Genomic DNA, 15,736 nt, shown 5'->3' on the forward strand with positions numbered 1-15,736 from the left:
CCTGGGGTCATATGACGGATTTAATCAGACCCCTGAAGTTAGACATGAAAAAGGGGTCAGATGAAAGCCTTCATCTGACCCCGTCTTAGGCCTCACCCTCCGAACTTATCCCGCCCATGAGGCGCATCGAAATCCAGTTCCGGCCCTACCGGCACGATCTGGGTCGGGTTAATGGTGCGCTGGCTCACGTAGTAATGCCGCTTGATTTGCCCGATATCCACCGTCTCGGCGACACCGGGAACCTGATACAGGTCCCTCAGGTAGCCGGACAGGTTCGGGAATTCCCGGATCGGCTGGCGATTGCATTTAAAGTGGCTGTAGTAAACCGCATCAAAGCGAATCAGGGTGGTAAACAGGCGCCAGTCGGCCTCTGTCAGCTGCTTACCGACCAGATAGCGCTGCCCAGACAGTCTCTCCTCCAGCCAATCGAGGGACTCGAACAAGGCGCTATACGCTTCTTCGTACTTGTCCTGAGCAGTGGCGAAACCCGCCTTGTACACGCCGTTGTTGACGGTGTGATAGACCCGCTCGTTCACCTCCTCAATCTCCGGGCGCAGTGATTCGGGGTAGAAATCCAGCTCCGCGTTGACGCCCTCAAGGCCGTTGAAGGCGGAATTGAACATCCGGATGATCTCGGCGGATTCGTTGCTGGCGATGGTTTCCCGCTCCTTGTCCCACAAGGTGGGCACGGTCACCCGACCGGTATAATCCGGAGCCGCTTTGGTATAGACCTCATGCATGAACCGGAAGTTGTGCAGATGGTCCCGATGCTGCTCATCACCAGGGCGGAACTCCCAGCCGTTCTCCACCATGTCCGGGTGGACCACGGAAACAGAGATGTGCTTTTCCAGCCCCTTGAGCTTGCGGAAGATCAGTGTCCGATGCGCCCAGGGGCAGGCCATGGAGACATACAGGTGGTACCGGCCACTCTCTGCCTTGAAGCCACCCTCACCACTCGGCCCGGGCGATCCGTCTGCCGTCACCCAGTTCCGGAACCGGGCGGCTTCACGCTCGAATTTTCCGCCGGTCTTGTCGGTGTCGTACCATTTGTCCTGCCATTTGCCATCGACCAGAAGTCCCATCATCAACTCCTTCACAATAATTTGTAAGGAAGAATAAAGCCCCGCCTGCTACCCTCTCAAACAAGCATTTCTGGCCAACTACCTCAGATATTTCGAACATGCATACAGCCATCACCATAGACGCCCTCAAAGTCCTTGATGCCATTGACCGCAAGGGCAGTTTTGCCGGTGCCGCGGCGGAACTGTTCCGGGTGCCATCGGCGATCAGCTACACGGTCCAGAAACTGGAAGAGGACCTCGATGTCGACATCTATGATCGTAGCGGTCACCGGGCGATTCTGACCCCCGCCGGGCGGTACCTGCTCGAGGAAGGCCGCGCGCTGCTGGAAGCGGCCGAGAACCTGGCTCACACCACCAAGCAGGTGGCCCAGGGCTGGGAAACCCGGCTGAAAATCGGATTCAACTCATTGCTGCCGGCGCAGTGCCTGTTTCCGGCCATCCGGGACTTCCACGCCCTCGACGTTCCCGTGGACGTTCAGGTGGTCGAGGAGGTTTTTGCCGGTGCCTGGGACGCCCTGCAGAGTCGGCGGGTGGACCTGGTGGTGGGGGCCGATCACTTCAGCAAGCCGGCGGGCAACTTCACCACCACGAATCTTGGCGCGATGGAGTTCGTCTTCGCCGTGGCGGCCAACCACCCGCTCGCCGGTGCCACAGAGCCTCTGTCGGAAGAGGATATTTCCGACTACCCGGCCGCTGTTGCCGCCGACACGTCCCGGTCCCTGCCGCCCGGCCATGCAGGCATATTCCACCGCCAGCGCACGCTGACGGTGGCCAACATCGACCAGAAGATCGCCATCCAGGAATCGGGGCTCGGGGTGGGCTGGTTGCCCAAGGCCCGTATCCGCAGCCAGCTTGAGGCCGGCACCCTGGTCGAGAAGGCCGTTCACGAACCGCGCCAACCAATCATGCTGCACCTGGCCCGCCATGCCGAGGATCAGGGCAAGGCACTGATGTGGTTCTGGGATCGATTGCAGGACGACGCCGAGATTCGCTCCTGGCTCAGGGAGTGAATAAGGGGTCAGAAGAAGGTTTTCTTCAGACCCCCGGGGTGGCCCCGGCACGGGCGAGCGACAGACGCCCCAGTCAACCGGATTAAGCGGCCATTCGTTTATACTGCGGGAAAACACGCCGAAGGGAGTCCCATGATGCGGCAGCTGTCGGAACTTGATGCCTCGTTCCTGTACCTGGAATCGGAAACTGCACCCATGCACATTGGCGGGGTCTACCTGTTCGATGCCAGCAACCGGAACGAGCCGCTCCCGTTCAGCACCTTTGTTGCCTATCTGCGCAGCCGCCTGCATGTGGTTCCTGTCTTCCGCCAGCGCCTGAAGGAAATCCCGCTCCGACTCGGTCGTCCCTACTGGATCGATGATCCGGATTTCAGCATCGAGCGCCACCTGGCCTATGTGAACCTGGCGGAGCATAGTCATCAGTCGGATTTGATGGCGCTGGCGTCGAAGATTCTGGAGGAGCCGCTTAAGCGGGATCGGCCGTTATGGCATATTACCTTTGTTGATGGTTTTACCCTTGGTGATGAAAGAGGGGGCGAGGGTGAAAATGGGGTCAGAAGAACGAGTTCTTCAGACCCCGGGGGTGGCCGCGCGGGCGCGGGTGATCATGGGGTCAGAAGAAGGCTTTCTTCTGACCCCGACTTAGGGGGCGAGCACCAAAGCTCCAGCGGCAACAAAGGCTTTGCCCTGATCGTCAAGCTCCACCACGCCGCCATCGACGCCTTCAGTGGTGAGGAGATTATCGGCAAGCTGCTGGAATATACGCCGGAACCCCGGCCGATCACGCCGCCGCGGCCCTGGCAACCATGCCCGGAGCCCTCGGAGGAGCGGGTCATGCTGCAGGCCGGGGCGAATTTGCTGCGCACGCCGCTGCAGGTTACCTCCCTGGCCATGACGGCTGCCGAGGCCACCGCACGCGGGGTCATCCACAAGCAGCTACGCAAGCTGCCTTTACCCTTGCCCCTGTTTTCGGCACCCAACAGTCCGTTCAATCGCCAGATCACCGCCAACCGGCAGATAGTGGCGACCACAGTTGAGTTGTCCCGACTGAAGGCCGTCAAGGCCACACTGGGGGACGTCACCCTGAACGATGTGGTGCTGGGGCTGTGCGCCGAGACACTGCGCCGGTACCTGGTCACTCAGAAGGCCGACACCGACCGCTCCTTGGTGGCCATGACGCCGATTTCCGTCCGCTCCAGCAGTCTGCGCCGGGCCACGGGCAACCAGATGTCCGCCATGTTGCTGGATCTGGCCACCAACGAGCCGGATCCTGCCAAACGCATCCGTCAGATCCACTGGAACGCGGTCGCCTCCGAGCCCTACCGGGAGGCAATCGCAGCCGACCGACTCACCGAGCTACTGCCCTCCACCATGCTGGCCCTGTCCGCCCGCCTGTACTCGGAACTGCAGATTGCCCAGCGCTACCAACCGGTCTTCAACCTGCCGATCACCAACGTGCCCGGGCCCCAGGTACCGCTATACCTGCAGGGGGCGCGACTGGTGCGCCAGTACAACACGGCGCCACTGTTCGACAGCATGGGGCTGGTCATCGTGGCCGTGAGTTACCAGGGCAAACTGACCCTGAATTTCACGCTATGTCCGGACGTGGTTGCGGACGGCATGTCATTCCCGGATCTGGTCGAGGAGAGTCTGGCGAGTATCGAGTCCTGTGCGCCGGAGGTGGCGCTGGCCGATAGCGGGGATGCGCCCCGGGAGGTGGCAGGCCAGAGCCTGACGGATGAGGCTCTGACCCTTCTGGAGAGCGCCTTGCGCAAGACCCTCAAACGATTCCGGGCCTGACCAGGGTCTTGCGCGGAGAGCAGCTTACTCGAACGCCCAACGCAGGAAAGCGCGCTTTTCTTCCTCACTGGCCGTTGCCCAGACCGACTTGAGCTGCTCAAGGGCCGTGCCGGTGGCTGCAGCGTCGGAACCATCGGCGCTGCTGTCTGTGAGCGGAGTGCGGGCTGCAACACTCTGCCTGGGATCCCAGTCACTGGAGCTTGCCACTTCCTGACCGCTATCACTGACAATCACTGCCGAGAAGGTCTCGATCATCTGCTCTGCCTCCGCACGGGTGGCGGGCTTTTCAAAATCAAAACGATAGACCGCCCCGGGATTGGCATCAAAACGAACCACCTGAGGCTCACTCTCGATAACGTGGACCTTTGATTCACCGTTCTCAACCACGCCGGACTTTGCCCAGATGGTCTTGTAGGTAAACACAACCTCGTTCTGGCCCGGCAGCAGGGCAAAATCCAGGGCCAGATCGTCCATCATGAAGTTAGTGACTGACTTGCCGTTCACCCTGCTGACCTGGATTTCCCCCGGTGCCTTGAGGGTGGCGGCCTCAGCGGCGTTCGCAGGCTCCCCTTCCCAGGTTTCCACCCGACTGATGCTGGAGGCACATCCGGCCACGGCAAGCACAAGCATGCCCGCCAACAAAGACTTGCACACGGCAGTTACACGGTTGATTCTCATGAAATCTCCTTGATATCACAGGCAAAGGAAGGGCGCTGAGGTCCACGCTCGATGCCCTGCATTCTGCCCCTCAGCCATTGCAAGCGCAAGACAGTCGCAAGGTGAGCAACCGGGCCTGGAAATCCACTTTTGGGACCGGCCCGGTAAAAATGTAAAAAAATTTTGAATTTGGTCCGGATTGGATTAATTTTAAACCATCGGCTGAATCCATACGGCGCCCGAAAGAATAAAACCAGAAACGGGCTCAGGAGACATCAATGGACACTCAATGCAGGTCCGGAGAAGAAGGGCCCGTGCCCTTTCGCAGCAGTCGCTTCTTCTGCGTCGGGAGCAAGTGGTACTTCACCACCCGGGAAGGATTTGACAGTGGCCCCTTCAGTTCGCGGGAACGGGCTGAAATCGGCCTGAAGCGGTTTTTGCACGTCGTGCGGATGCTTCCGGAAGAGCAGAAACTGCACTGACCCGCGCCTGGCTTTTGCCCGTCAGATAATGATGGGCATCAGCCAGCGGTCAATGGCGTAGAGGCAGCCGAGGGCCATAAAACCCGCAACCACGTCATCCACCATGATACCCAGGCCGCCTGGCAGGCGTTCGTCGAGCCAGCCGATGGGCCACGGCTTGACGACGTCAAACAGCCGGAACAGGGCGAAGGCCATGAGCACGCCGTAGATCTGGTCCGGGAACAGGCCCAGGGCGATCCACATGCCGACAAACTCATCCCAGACGATGCCACCATGGTCGTGAACCTTCAGGTCCTCCGCCGTTTTTCCGCACAGCCAGATCCCGACGAGAAAAGCCAGCGCAATCACGGCCCAGTAGGCCGCTCCGGGAAGCCAGGCTATTCCGTACCAGAGCGGGATAGCAGCCAGGCTGCCCCAGGTTCCGGGAGCCCGGGCCGCTGCGCCACTGCCGAACCCGAACGCCAGCAGGTGCACCGGATTTTTCAGGAATCCCGGTGGCAGGAGCGGCTGGGTCAGTTCCGGTTCTCCAAGATCCTGCTCACGACTCATGAATTACTCCCGAAATGATCAAAGCCCTGCGGGCCCGAATTCCCAGCCGCACCATCTTCAAAGCGAATTCCCTTTCCCCCGTCGATACGCCCGATCACCGTCAACTGGTTCTTTATTTCCTCTGGCAGCCTGGCCCAGCGTTCCTCGCTGACGGCGATACAGAGCTCGTAATCGTCGCCGGAGGACAATGCCAGGTGTGGAGCGCGCTCACCGGTACAACGCTGAAGCGGCATGGATAACGGCAGCAACGATGTATTGAGAGTTGCGCCCACACCGGAGCGCTCAAGGATATGACCGAGATCGGCACTCAGGCCATCGGAGATATCAATGCAGGCGGAGGCGAACCCTCGCAGGGCCTGACCCAGTTCTAACCTGGGCAGAGGGTGATGGTACCGCTCCAGCAGGGCACGCTCATCGTCATCCGGCTCCGGTACGTCAAGATAGTCCAGGGCGGCACCAGCATCGCCCAGGGTTCCGGAAACCGCCACCAGATCATTGACCTGTGCGCCGGAGCGCATCAATCCCTGACCTTTCGGGACCGTACCGTGAACCTGTATGGAGATGGTCAGTGGGCCGCGGGTGGTATCGCCACCGGCCAGGGCCAACCCGAACCGCGAGGCTGCCTGCGCCAGGCCTTTGCCGAAACCTTCGAGCCAACTTTCATTGGCCTCCGGCAGGGTCAGGGCGAGGGTAAAACAGACCGGGGTCGCGCCCATGGCCGCGAGATCACTGGCGGCCGCAGCCAGCGCCCGCCAGGCGGTATACTCTGGCGGGTAGTATCGCGGGAAGTGAACTCCTTCCACCTGGGTGTCCACCGAGAACACCAGGTCCTGATCCGCAGGAACGCGCTGGATTGCGCAGTCATCTCCCAGAGCCAACAGCAGGTCCGGATGGCCCTGCTGTTCAGCGACCGGCAGGAAATAACGACGGATCAGGTCAAACTCACCCATTACTCAGCGCGGACGCGTCTCGGCCAGGCGAAGACGGCGGCTGAGCTTGTCGAGAATGCTGTTAACAAACTTGTGACCCTCGGTGCCACCGAAGCGTTTGGCCAACTCGATCCCCTCGTTGATCACGACCCGGTAGGGAACGTCCAGCCGGTTCTTGAGCTCGTAGGCACCCAGACGGACGATGGCCAGCTCGATGGGATCCACCTCTGCCAGCGGGCGGTCCAGGAACGGTTCCAGCAGGCCGTCGAGCTCACCCTGCTCCCGATGCACGCCACGGAGCAGGTCCCGGAAGTACAGCAGGTCCACCTTGCTCATGTCGTTGTCGACCATGAACTCGGCTTCGATGTCGGAGATCGAGCTCTTGCTGAAGTGGCGCTGATACAGACCCTGCATTGCCAGCACCCGGGCACGGCGGCGATCGCCGGCCTTGGGTTGCCCGGAGGCAGGCTGCTGAGGGGTGGTGCCGTCAGTTTCGCTCATTACTCACCCAGCTTCTTGAACAGGCTGACCATTTCCAGCGCGGTGATGGCCGCTTCGGCGCCCTTGTTTCCGGCCTTGGTGCCGGAGCGCTCAATGGCCTGCTCGATGGAATCGACGGTCAGAACACCGAAGGTCACCGGCACATCGGTATCCAGGCTGACCGCGCCCAGACCGCTGGCAGCCTCACCGGCCACGTATTCGAAGTGCGGGGTACCACCGCGGATAACCGCGCCCAGGGCGATGATCGCATCGTACTCGCTGGTCTCGGCAACACGCTTGACTGCGAGCGGCATTTCATAGGCGCCCGGCACCCGGATAATGGTGATGTCGTCATCGGAAATGCCGTGCCGGCGCAGGGTATCTACCGCGCCCTCAACCAGGCTTTCCACCACGAAACCGTTAAAACGACCCACGACCAGGGCGTAACGGCCGCTGCACTGGGTAAAATCACCTTCAATTACTTTGATATCTGCCATCGATGGCTCCTTCACTGGCCGTCAAACCTGTTGGACGGCCGGGTTTCTCATTCGGGGGTGTAGGGAACGTACTCCACCACTTCCAGATCAAAACCGGAAATGGCGGAAAACTTGATCGGCGGGCTCAGCAGGCGCATTTTGCCAACGCCGATGTCCCGCAGGATCTGCGACCCGGTTCCCACGGTGAAATACACGCCGGAACTGCCCTTGCCGGCAGATTTCTGGCCTTCGTCGAAGAACTCGTGAATCCGGTCCTCGAGGTTGTAGCTGTCTTCCGCACTGTTGAGCAGCACCACGACACCACGGCCCTCGCTGGCAACCTTTTCCAGGGCATGGTGCAAAGGCCAGCTCCGGGAATCCTTCCGGCGCGCACCCAGCAGGTCACGCAGGGTGTCGGTGATGTGAACCCGCACAAACGCCGGCTCTTCCGGGGTGATATCCCCCATGACCATGGCCAGGTGGGTAGCTCCCTGGATGTTGTCCCGGTAGGTGCGCAGGTTGAACACACCGTATTCGGTGTCGAGTTCGTTTTCCTCAACGCACTCGATAGTCCGCTCGTTCATGGTGCGGTAATGGATCAGGTCGGCAATGGTGCCGATCTTGAGATCGTGTTCCTCGGCGAAGCGCTCCAGATCTTCCCGGCGGGCCATGGAGCCGTCGTCGTTCATGATCTCGCAGATCACACCGGCCGGCTCGCAACCGGCCAGCGCGGCCAGATCACAGGAGGCTTCGGTGTGGCCGGCACGGCTGAGCACGCCGCCCGGATCCGACATCAGCGGGAAGATATGGCCCGGCTGGACCAGATCAGACGCCTTGGCATTTCGCGCCACCGCAGCCTGCACGGTGCGGGCGCGATCAGCGGCGGATATGCCGGTGGTCACACCTTCCCGGGCTTCGATGGACAGGGTGAACTTGGTACCGAACCCGGACGCATTCTGCTGCACCATGAGGGGCAGGCCCAGCTGTTCGCAGCGATCCCGGGTCATGGGCATGCAAATCAGGCCACGGCCGAACCGGGCCATGAAGTTGATGGCTTCCGGCGTGCAGTGCTCAGCCGCCATCACCAGGTCACCCTCGTTTTCCCGGTCCTCATCATCCATCAGGATGACCATCTTGCCCTGACGGATATCTTCGATGATTTCTTCAATGCTGTTCAGTGCCATACGGTGTCGCACCCTTTTGGCTTCCCGGCAGGCATCCACCCTGCCCGGGCCATGAATTTAGTGAATTAGCGTGGAGCCAGGATCAGGCGCTGATCCTCTCCAACCTGGCGCCGGTCCAGTACGTTCCATTGTACCTTGTCCGCCATGGTTTCCAGTGGCAAGTTTGCCGTAGGTCGCCCGGTACTACCGAGAAATACCGGTGCCTGGTAAAGCCAGAGTTCATCCACCAGGTTCTCGCTGATGAACGTGCCGGCCAGGGTCGGCCCGGCCTCCACCAGCAGCTCATTGATCCCCAGTTCGCCCAGGGAATCCAGCAGTTCGGCCACGTCCACGCCGTTGTCCTTCCAGGCCACACCGGTGAGACTGATCCCCAGCGCCGCGAGATCCTGGGCAGGCGCTGACGGCAGGGCCGACGAGGCACAAAACAGCTGGACATTGCCACCCTGCAGGATGGTGGCCGAGGGCGGTGTACGCGCATCCCGGTCCGCGATCACCCGCAGCGGCTGGCGCGAGGGCTCGGTGGCATCACCGATGTCTCCCAGTTCCTCCCGACGTACGGTCATGGAAGGATCATCCGCCAGCACCGTGCCGACACCGGTCAGGATGGCATCGCTCATGGCCCGCAGGCGCTGGACATCACGTCTTGACTCCGGGCCGGTGATCCACTGGCTCTCGCCAGAGGCCATGGCAGTTCGGCCGTCGAGGCTGGCTGCCATCTTCAGGCGGACCCAGGGTCGCCCGGTATTCATTCGCTTCATGAAGCCGGGATTCAATCGGACGGCTTCATCCGCCAGCAAACCTTCCGTGACCTTGATACCGGCATCCCGGAGCATGTCCAGACCGCGCCCGGAAACCGACGGATTGGGATCCTTGGTTGCTGCAAAAACCCGAGTTACCCCCGCTTCGATGAGCGCACGAGCGCAGGGTGGCGTCCGGCCGAAATGACTGCAGGGCTCCAGAGTCACGTAAGCGGTTGCATCCCGAGCCTCGGCACCGGCCTGACTCAGTGCCCGGATCTCGGCATGGGCCTCACCGGCACGTTCATGCCAGCCCTCACCCACGATACGGTCACCCTGGGCAATGACACAGCCAACGCGCGGATTCGGGTGGGTGGAATAACGCCCCCGCCAGGCTAGCTGGATGGCGCGGGCCATCATCGCCCTGTCACGGACGTCGATCATGACTTGCCTTTCCGGGAATGGTTGTCTGCCAGTGCCTTGGCCACGTCCACGGCATTCTCGCCGTTGTTGGCAGACAACCGTTCGATCTCTTCCTTGAACTCGTTGATGTCCTGGAAACTCCGGTAGACCGAGGCAAAGCGGACATAGGCCACCTTGTCCAGCTGACGCAGCTCGGTCATCACCTCTTCGCCCAGCTGCATGGATTTCACTTCCCGCTCACCGGTGGCCCGCAGGCGGTACTTGATCCGGTTCAGGGCCGCGTCGATCTCCTCGATGCTGACCGGCCGCTTTTCCAGCGCCTTCATCAGACCGGCCCGCAACTTGTCCTCGTCAAACGGCTGTCGGGTCCCGTCCTGCTTGACCACGCGGGGCATGACCAGCTCGGCGGTTTCAAAGGTTGTGAAGCGCTCATGGCAGGACAGGCACTCCCTGCGGCGGCGCACCTGATCCCCCTCGGCCACCAGCCGAGAGTCAATCACCTTGGTATCTGCTTCACCACAGAAAGGACAATGCATAATCGGGAACTCCGGAGAGGAGCCGGACCGGCAATCAGTTGACCGGTCCGGCAGGGTCTTGCCTGAAGTTTAGCCGTAGACCGGGAAGCGGGCGCACAGGGCTTCGACCTGCTCGCGCACCCGGGCATTGACGGCGTCGTCTTCGAGGTTGTCGAGAATGTCGCACATCCAGCCGGCCAGATCACGGCACTCGGACTCACCGAAACCACGAGTGGTCACGGCCGGAGTACCGATCCGCAAGCCGGAGGTGACGAACGGGGAACGCGGATCGTTCGGGACCGCGTTCTTGTTGACGGTGATGTGGGCACGGCCCAGGGCCGCGTCCGCGTCCTTACCGGTGATGTCCTGCTTGATCAGGCTGACCAGGAACAGGTGGTTTTTGGTACCACCGGAAACCACGTCGTAGCCCCGCTCGATAAACACCTCTGCCATGGCAGCGGCGTTCTTGACCACCTGCTGCTGATAGGCCTTGAACTCATCGCTCATGGCTTCCTTGAAGCACACTGCCTTGGCGGCAATCACGTGCATCAGCGGGCCGCCCTGGCCGCCCGGGAACACGGCGGAGTTCAGCTTCTTCTGCAGGTCTTCGTCGTCACAGGCCAGGATCAGGCCGCCACGGGGACCGCGCAAGGTCTTGTGGGTGGTGGTTGCCACTACGTGGGCATGGGGAACCGGATCCGGGTAAACGCCAGCAGCGACCAGGCCGGCCACGTGGGCCATGTCCACGAACAGGTAGGCACCCACCTTGTCGGCGATGGCGCGGAAGCGGGCAAAGTCCAGCTCCTGGGAGTAGGCGGAGAAGCCGGCAATGATCATCTTCGGCTTGTGCTCGACCGCCAGTTTCTCGACTTCGTCGTAGTCGATCAGGCCGGTTTCGTTGTTGATGCCATACTGCACGGCATTGTAGATCTTGCCGGAGAAGTTGACGCTGGCACCGTGGGTCAGGTGACCACCGTGGGCCAGGCTCATGCCCAGGACGGTATCACCCGGCTTGAGCAGGGCCATGAACACCGCGGAGTTGGCCTGGGAACCGGAATGCGGCTGCACGTTGGCGTAGGCGGCACCGAACAGCTCCTTGGCGCGCTCAATGGCCAGTACCTCGGCCTTGTCGACGAACTCGCAGCCACCGTAGTAGCGCTTGCCGGGGTAGCCTTCGGCGTATTTGTTGGTCAGCACACTACCTTGGGCTTCCATCACCCGCGGGCTGGTATAGTTCTCGGATGCGATCAGCTCGATGTGCGCTTCCTGACGCTTGCGCTCCTCTTCCATCGCGGTCCAGAGTTCGTCGTCGTAACCGGCGATTTTCATATCACGATTAAACATGGATGTGCTGCCTCTGTGTGCTTTACTGGCCCGGCGCCCTGCCCGCGAAGACAAAACCGCCGGTGGCCCGGAAAAATTGGGCCGCTATTCTATCTTGAAATCGGGTGAAAAATCATCCTTTAAACCGTCCGCAGATACCGTCACATCGCAACCTTCGGTTTTCCGTCAATTGCCATAGCGGGCCCGTTTCGCTACCTTACGTGGCTAATCTGCACGTTGCTTTTTATTACCTCCGAATTTAACAGAGGACACAGCCAGTTATGGCCCAGTACGTATACACCATGAACCGCGTGGGCAAGGTGGTTCCGCCCAAGCGTGAAATCCTCAAGGACATTTCCCTGAGCTTCTTCCCGGGCGCCAAGATCGGCGTACTGGGTCTGAACGGTGCCGGTAAATCCACCCTGCTGCGTATTATGGCCGGCGTGGACCAGGATTACATCGGCGAAGCCCGCCCCCAGCCTGGCATCAACGTCGGCTACCTGCCCCAGGACCCGGAGCTGGACGAGGACAAGACCGTCAAGGAAATCGTCGATGAGGCGGTTTCCGGTGTGCACGACGCCCTGGCGGAACTGGACCAGGTTTACGCCGCCTACGCCGAGCCCGACGCCGACTTCGACGCCCTGGCCAAGAAGCAAGGCGAACTGGAAGCTTACATCCAGGCCACCGACGGCCACGACATCGAGCGCAAGATGGAAGTTGCCGCCGATGCGTTGCGCCTGCCGCCCTGGGATCAGAAAGTGAGCGTTCTTTCCGGTGGTGAGCGCCGCCGCGTAGCGCTGTGCCGCCTGCTGCTGTCCGGCCCGGACATGCTGCTGCTGGACGAGCCCACCAACCACCTGGATGCCGAATCTGTGGCCTGGCTCGAGCGCTTCCTGCACGATTATGAAGGCACCGTGGTTGCCATCACCCACGACCGTTACTTCCTGGACAACGTCGCTGGCTGGATCCTGGAACTGGACCGTGGCCACGGCATCCCGTTCGAGGGCAACTACAGCCAGTGGCTGGAGAACAAGGAGAAGCGCCTGGAGATGGAGGCCAAGCAGGAGGCTTCCCACCAGAAGGCCATCAAACAGGAGCTGGAATGGGTTCGCAGTAACGCCAAGGGCCGCCAGTCCAAGAGCAAGGCCCGCCTGGCCCGCTTCGAGGAGATGAGCTCCCAGGAATTCCAGAAGCGCAACGAGACCAACGAGCTGTACATTCCGCCCGGACCACGCCTGGGCAACAAGGTGATCGAGGTGGAGGGCATCAGCAAGTCCTTCGGTGACCGCCTGCTGTATGAAGACGTCTCCTTCAGCGTACCGCCGGGTGCCATTGTCGGCATTATCGGTGGTAACGGTGCCGGTAAGTCCACGCTGTTCAAGTTGATTGCCGGTTACGACCAGCCAGACTCCGGCGACATCACCCTTGGTGAAACGGTGGACATCGCCTACGTCGACCAGATGCGCGACCTGGACGGTAGCAAGACCGTATGGGAAGAGCTTTCCGACGGCCAGGACATCATCAAGGTCGGTAACTACGAGACTCCGTCCCGTGCCTATGTGGGCCGCTTCAACTTCAAGGGTAGCGACCAGCAGAAGCGAGTCGGCGACCTGTCCGGTGGTGAGCGTAACCGTCTGCACCTGGCCAAGCTGCTGAAACAGGGTGGCAACGTCCTGCTGCTGGACGAGCCCACAAACGACCTGGACGTGGAAACCCTCCGCGCACTGGAAGAAGCCCTGCTGAACTTCCCGGGCTCTGCCCTGGTGATCTCGCACGACCGCTGGTTCCTGGACCGGGTGGCCACCCACATCCTGGCGTTCGAGGATGATGGCGAGGTGGTCTACTTCGAAGGCAACTTCAGCGAGTACGACGAGGACTTCAAGAAGCGCAAGGGCGATTCCGCGATGCAGCCCAAGCGGATGAAGTACAAGAAGTTGGCGTAATGGCCAAAGCAAAAACCGCCTTTGTTTGCACCGAATGCGGCGCCGACTATTCCAAGTGGCAGGGCCAGTGCACCGCGTGCCAGGCCTGGAACACCATTAGCGAAGTGCGCGGCGTCAGCAGCAATGCCAAGGGAGCCCGGGGCGCCCGGTTCGAGGGCTTTGCCGGCAGTCTGTCGGAGGTTCAGAGCCTGGATGACGTCAGCCTGGCCGAGCAGCCGCGCATCAGCTCCGGCATGCAGGAGTTTGATCGGGTCCTTGGCGGCGGCCTGGTGGAGGGTTCGGCGGTACTCATGGGCGGCCACCCCGGTGCCGGCAAGAGTACGTTGCTGCTGCAGGCAGTCTGCCACCTGGCGGAGGGTGTTCCCGCGCTCTACGTCACCGGCGAGGAGTCCCTGCAACAGGTAGCCATGCGCGCCAAGCGCCTGGGCCTGCCCACCCGGGACCTGAAGATGCTGTCAGAAACCAGCGTCGAGCGGGTCATGCAGGTTGCCGAGACCGAAAAGCCGAAGATCCTGGTGGTGGACAGTATCCAGGTCATGCATGTTGCCGATATAGAGTCGGCCCCCGGCTCCGTGTCACAGGTCCGAGAGAGCGCGGCGTTCCTGACCCGCTTCGCCAAGCAGACCGGCACCATTCTGTTCCTGGTCGGGCACGTCACCAAGGACGGCAGCCTCGCCGGGCCAAAAGTGCTGGAGCACATGATTGACTGCTCGATCCTTCTCGAAGGCTCCAGCGACAGCCGGTATCGCACCCTGCGGGGCATCAAGAACCGCTTCGGGGCGGTGAACGAGCTGGGCGTGTTCGCCATGCTCGAACAGGGCCTGAAAGAGGTGAAGAATCCCAGTGCCATCTTCCTGAACCGGGGCGAGGAGGCCGCGCCCGGCAGTGTGGTCATGGTGGTCTGGGAAGGCACTCGGCCGATGCTGGTGGAAATCCAGGCGCTGGTGGACATGGCCCAGGGCGGCTATCCCCGGCGGGTTGCCGTGGGCCTCGACCAGAACCGGCTGGCCATGCTGCTGGCCGTGCTCCATCGCCACGGAGGCATGCACGTGTCGGATCAGGATGTGTTCGTCAACGTGGTGGGCGGCGTGAAGGTCAACGAAACCAGTGCCGACCTGGCGCTTCTGGCCGCAATCGTCTCCTCCTTCCGCGACCGCGCCCTGCCCCAGGACCTGGTGATCTTCGGGGAGGTTGGGCTGTCCGGCGAGATTCGGCCGGTGCCCAGCGGGCAGGAGCGGATTTACGAGGCGGCCAAGCATGGTTTTACCCGCGCCCTGGTGCCCAAGGCCAATGTGCCGCGCAAGCCGGTTGAGGGGATGAAGGTAGTGCCCGTGGCCAAGCTGAGTGATGCGTTGGCGGCGCTGGAGGAGTTTTAGGGGTGAGACTGGGGTCAGAAGAAGGCTTTCTTCTGACCCCGGAGTTAAAAATGGGGTCAGATGAAGGTTTTCATCAGACCCCTGAGTTAGGTGCCCAAGCTTTGGTGCGTGAAGGTGGTGTCAGATGAACACTTTCATCTGACCCCGTTTTTAGCTATCCACCAATCTGGCGAATTCCCGTTGCAGCAGCGCCGGGTCCCCGAGGTTCAGCTCAACCAGGCGCTTGAGATGCGTGGCGCTTTCCAGGTCAATGTACTGGCAGCTGAACCCCAGCCGCTGCTCATCGACATGCTTCAGCTCCACGGCCATGACGATGGCGGCCGAATGATCGTCCAGGTGAATCACCACCTCGCAGGGCTGCCGGAGCGGCGCTGACCAGCCTTCCGGCCGTTTCACCAGCACCCCCTTCATGGAAATATCCAGAACCTCGGTGCGCCAGACGTTGTCCTGCCAGTGCAGCTCACAGGGCGCGTCGAATTCAATGCGCTGGAATCGGCGTTTGTCATGGACGTGTGCGGACAAGGGTTTACTCCTGTTATCAGCCTTTTTTTATGACCATAGTCCGGACAGGTTAAACCGGCCAGTAATCGGGGTGAAATGGGAGAATCCGGCCCGGTTTGACGGGTTGAGCATGGGGGCTCGGCCGGGCATAAGGGGACGAACTTGGGGTCAGATGAAGGCTTTCATCTGACCCCATTTTTACCGACCGGCCAGGAAAGCCGACCAGCAAACATCTTACTGGTGGTATTCCGGACTCAACTCGACAACCG

16 protein-coding genes are annotated in these 15,736 nt (G+C 61.3%); 5 read left to right on the top strand and 11 right to left on the bottom strand.

What is annotated here, in order from left to right; genetic code table 11:
* Window positions 1-92: 92 nt before the first annotated feature.
* Entirely contained in the window at window positions 93-1,082 is a 990-nt protein-coding gene (locus ACESMW_RS16245; protein WP_372988062.1) for a glutathione S-transferase family protein, read from the bottom strand.
* 98 nt (window positions 1,083-1,180) lie between these two features.
* Between ACESMW_RS16245 and ACESMW_RS16250 the strand changes: the two genes are divergently transcribed.
* Window positions 1,181-2,092 carry a LysR substrate-binding domain-containing protein gene (locus tag ACESMW_RS16250; RefSeq protein WP_372988052.1) on the top strand — a complete coding sequence of 304 codons (912 nt, stop codon included), beginning with the start codon at window positions 1,181-1,183 and terminating at the stop codon, window positions 2,090-2,092.
* 135 nt (window positions 2,093-2,227) lie between these two features.
* The gene (locus ACESMW_RS16255) at window positions 2,228-3,892 is read left to right on the top strand and encodes a wax ester/triacylglycerol synthase domain-containing protein (RefSeq protein WP_372988063.1); all 1,665 of its coding nucleotides are present in this window, start codon (window positions 2,228-2,230) and stop codon (window positions 3,890-3,892) included.
* 24 nt (window positions 3,893-3,916) lie between these two features.
* Here the strand turns inward: ACESMW_RS16255 and ACESMW_RS16260 are convergent, their stop codons facing one another.
* Entirely contained in the window at window positions 3,917-4,570 is a 654-nt protein-coding gene (locus tag ACESMW_RS16260) for a DUF2057 family protein (protein ID WP_372988053.1), read from the bottom strand.
* A gap of 257 nt (window positions 4,571-4,827) precedes the next feature.
* Between ACESMW_RS16260 and ACESMW_RS16265 the strand changes: the two genes are divergently transcribed.
* Entirely contained in the window at window positions 4,828-5,031 is a 204-nt protein-coding gene (locus ACESMW_RS16265) for a DUF6316 family protein (protein WP_092005718.1), read from the top strand.
* Window positions 5,032-5,052: 21 nt separating this feature from the next.
* On the opposite strand, the gene ACESMW_RS16270 is transcribed toward ACESMW_RS16265, so the two are convergent.
* The 8 genes from ACESMW_RS16270 to glyA all read right to left on the bottom strand — a co-directional run bounded on the left by ACESMW_RS16270 (window position 5,053) and on the right by glyA (window position 11,668).
* On the bottom strand, window positions 5,053-5,580 hold the full coding sequence (locus ACESMW_RS16270; protein WP_372988054.1) for a phosphatidylglycerophosphatase A: 528 nt from the start codon (window positions 5,578-5,580) through the stop codon (window positions 5,053-5,055).
* Window positions 5,577-6,530, bottom strand: a complete 954-nt coding sequence (gene thiL / locus ACESMW_RS16275) for a thiamine-phosphate kinase (protein WP_372988055.1) — start codon at window positions 6,528-6,530, stop codon at window positions 5,577-5,579. The genes ACESMW_RS16270 and thiL overlap by 4 nt, the downstream gene beginning before the upstream one ends.
* 3 nt (window positions 6,531-6,533) lie before the next feature.
* Window positions 6,534-7,010 (bottom strand): transcription antitermination factor NusB, encoded by a 477-nt coding sequence (gene nusB / locus ACESMW_RS16280; RefSeq protein WP_092005708.1) that lies wholly within the window; start codon window positions 7,008-7,010, stop codon window positions 6,534-6,536.
* A complete protein-coding gene (gene ribE, locus ACESMW_RS16285) occupies window positions 7,010-7,486 on the bottom strand; it encodes a 6,7-dimethyl-8-ribityllumazine synthase (protein WP_372988056.1) in 477 nt (158 codons plus the stop codon). The genes nusB and ribE overlap by 1 nt, the downstream gene beginning before the upstream one ends.
* Window positions 7,487-7,533: 47 nt before the next feature.
* Window positions 7,534-8,649 carry a bifunctional 3,4-dihydroxy-2-butanone-4-phosphate synthase/GTP cyclohydrolase II gene (gene ribBA / locus ACESMW_RS16290; protein ID WP_092005702.1) on the bottom strand — a complete coding sequence of 372 codons (1,116 nt, stop codon included), beginning with the start codon at window positions 8,647-8,649 and terminating at the stop codon, window positions 7,534-7,536.
* 65 nt (window positions 8,650-8,714) lie between these two features.
* Window positions 8,715-9,830, bottom strand: coding sequence for a bifunctional diaminohydroxyphosphoribosylaminopyrimidine deaminase/5-amino-6-(5-phosphoribosylamino)uracil reductase RibD (gene ribD, locus ACESMW_RS16295; RefSeq protein ID WP_372988057.1), 1,116 nt, complete (start codon window positions 9,828-9,830; stop codon window positions 8,715-8,717).
* Complete coding sequence (gene nrdR / locus ACESMW_RS16300; protein ID WP_092005696.1) at window positions 9,827-10,345, bottom strand: transcriptional regulator NrdR; 519 nt, start codon at window positions 10,343-10,345, stop codon at window positions 9,827-9,829. Before nrdR ends, ribD begins: the two co-directional genes overlap by 4 nt.
* 69 nt (window positions 10,346-10,414) lie before the next feature.
* Window positions 10,415-11,668 (bottom strand): serine hydroxymethyltransferase, encoded by a 1,254-nt coding sequence (gene glyA / locus ACESMW_RS16305; RefSeq protein ID WP_372988058.1) that lies wholly within the window; start codon window positions 11,666-11,668, stop codon window positions 10,415-10,417.
* 260 nt (window positions 11,669-11,928) lie between these two features.
* Here glyA and ettA point away from each other — a divergent pair, with 260 nt between their 5' ends.
* Both ettA and radA read left to right on the top strand, forming a co-directional pair.
* A complete protein-coding gene (gene ettA, locus ACESMW_RS16310; protein WP_372988059.1) occupies window positions 11,929-13,590 on the top strand; it encodes an energy-dependent translational throttle protein EttA in 1,662 nt (553 codons plus the stop codon).
* Window positions 13,590-14,966, top strand: coding sequence for a DNA repair protein RadA (gene radA, locus ACESMW_RS16315; RefSeq protein WP_372988060.1), 1,377 nt, complete (start codon window positions 13,590-13,592; stop codon window positions 14,964-14,966). Before ettA ends, radA begins: the two co-directional genes overlap by 1 nt.
* Before the next feature lie 150 nt (window positions 14,967-15,116).
* Here radA and ACESMW_RS16320 read toward each other — a convergent pair whose 3' ends face one another.
* The gene (locus ACESMW_RS16320; protein ID WP_372988061.1) at window positions 15,117-15,488 is read right to left on the bottom strand and encodes a PilZ domain-containing protein; all 372 of its coding nucleotides are present in this window, start codon (window positions 15,486-15,488) and stop codon (window positions 15,117-15,119) included.
* Window positions 15,489-15,736 lie beyond the last annotated feature (248 nt).

This window comes from Marinobacter sp. (assembly GCF_041690455.1).
Lineage (GTDB): Bacteria > Pseudomonadota > Gammaproteobacteria > Pseudomonadales > Oleiphilaceae > Marinobacter.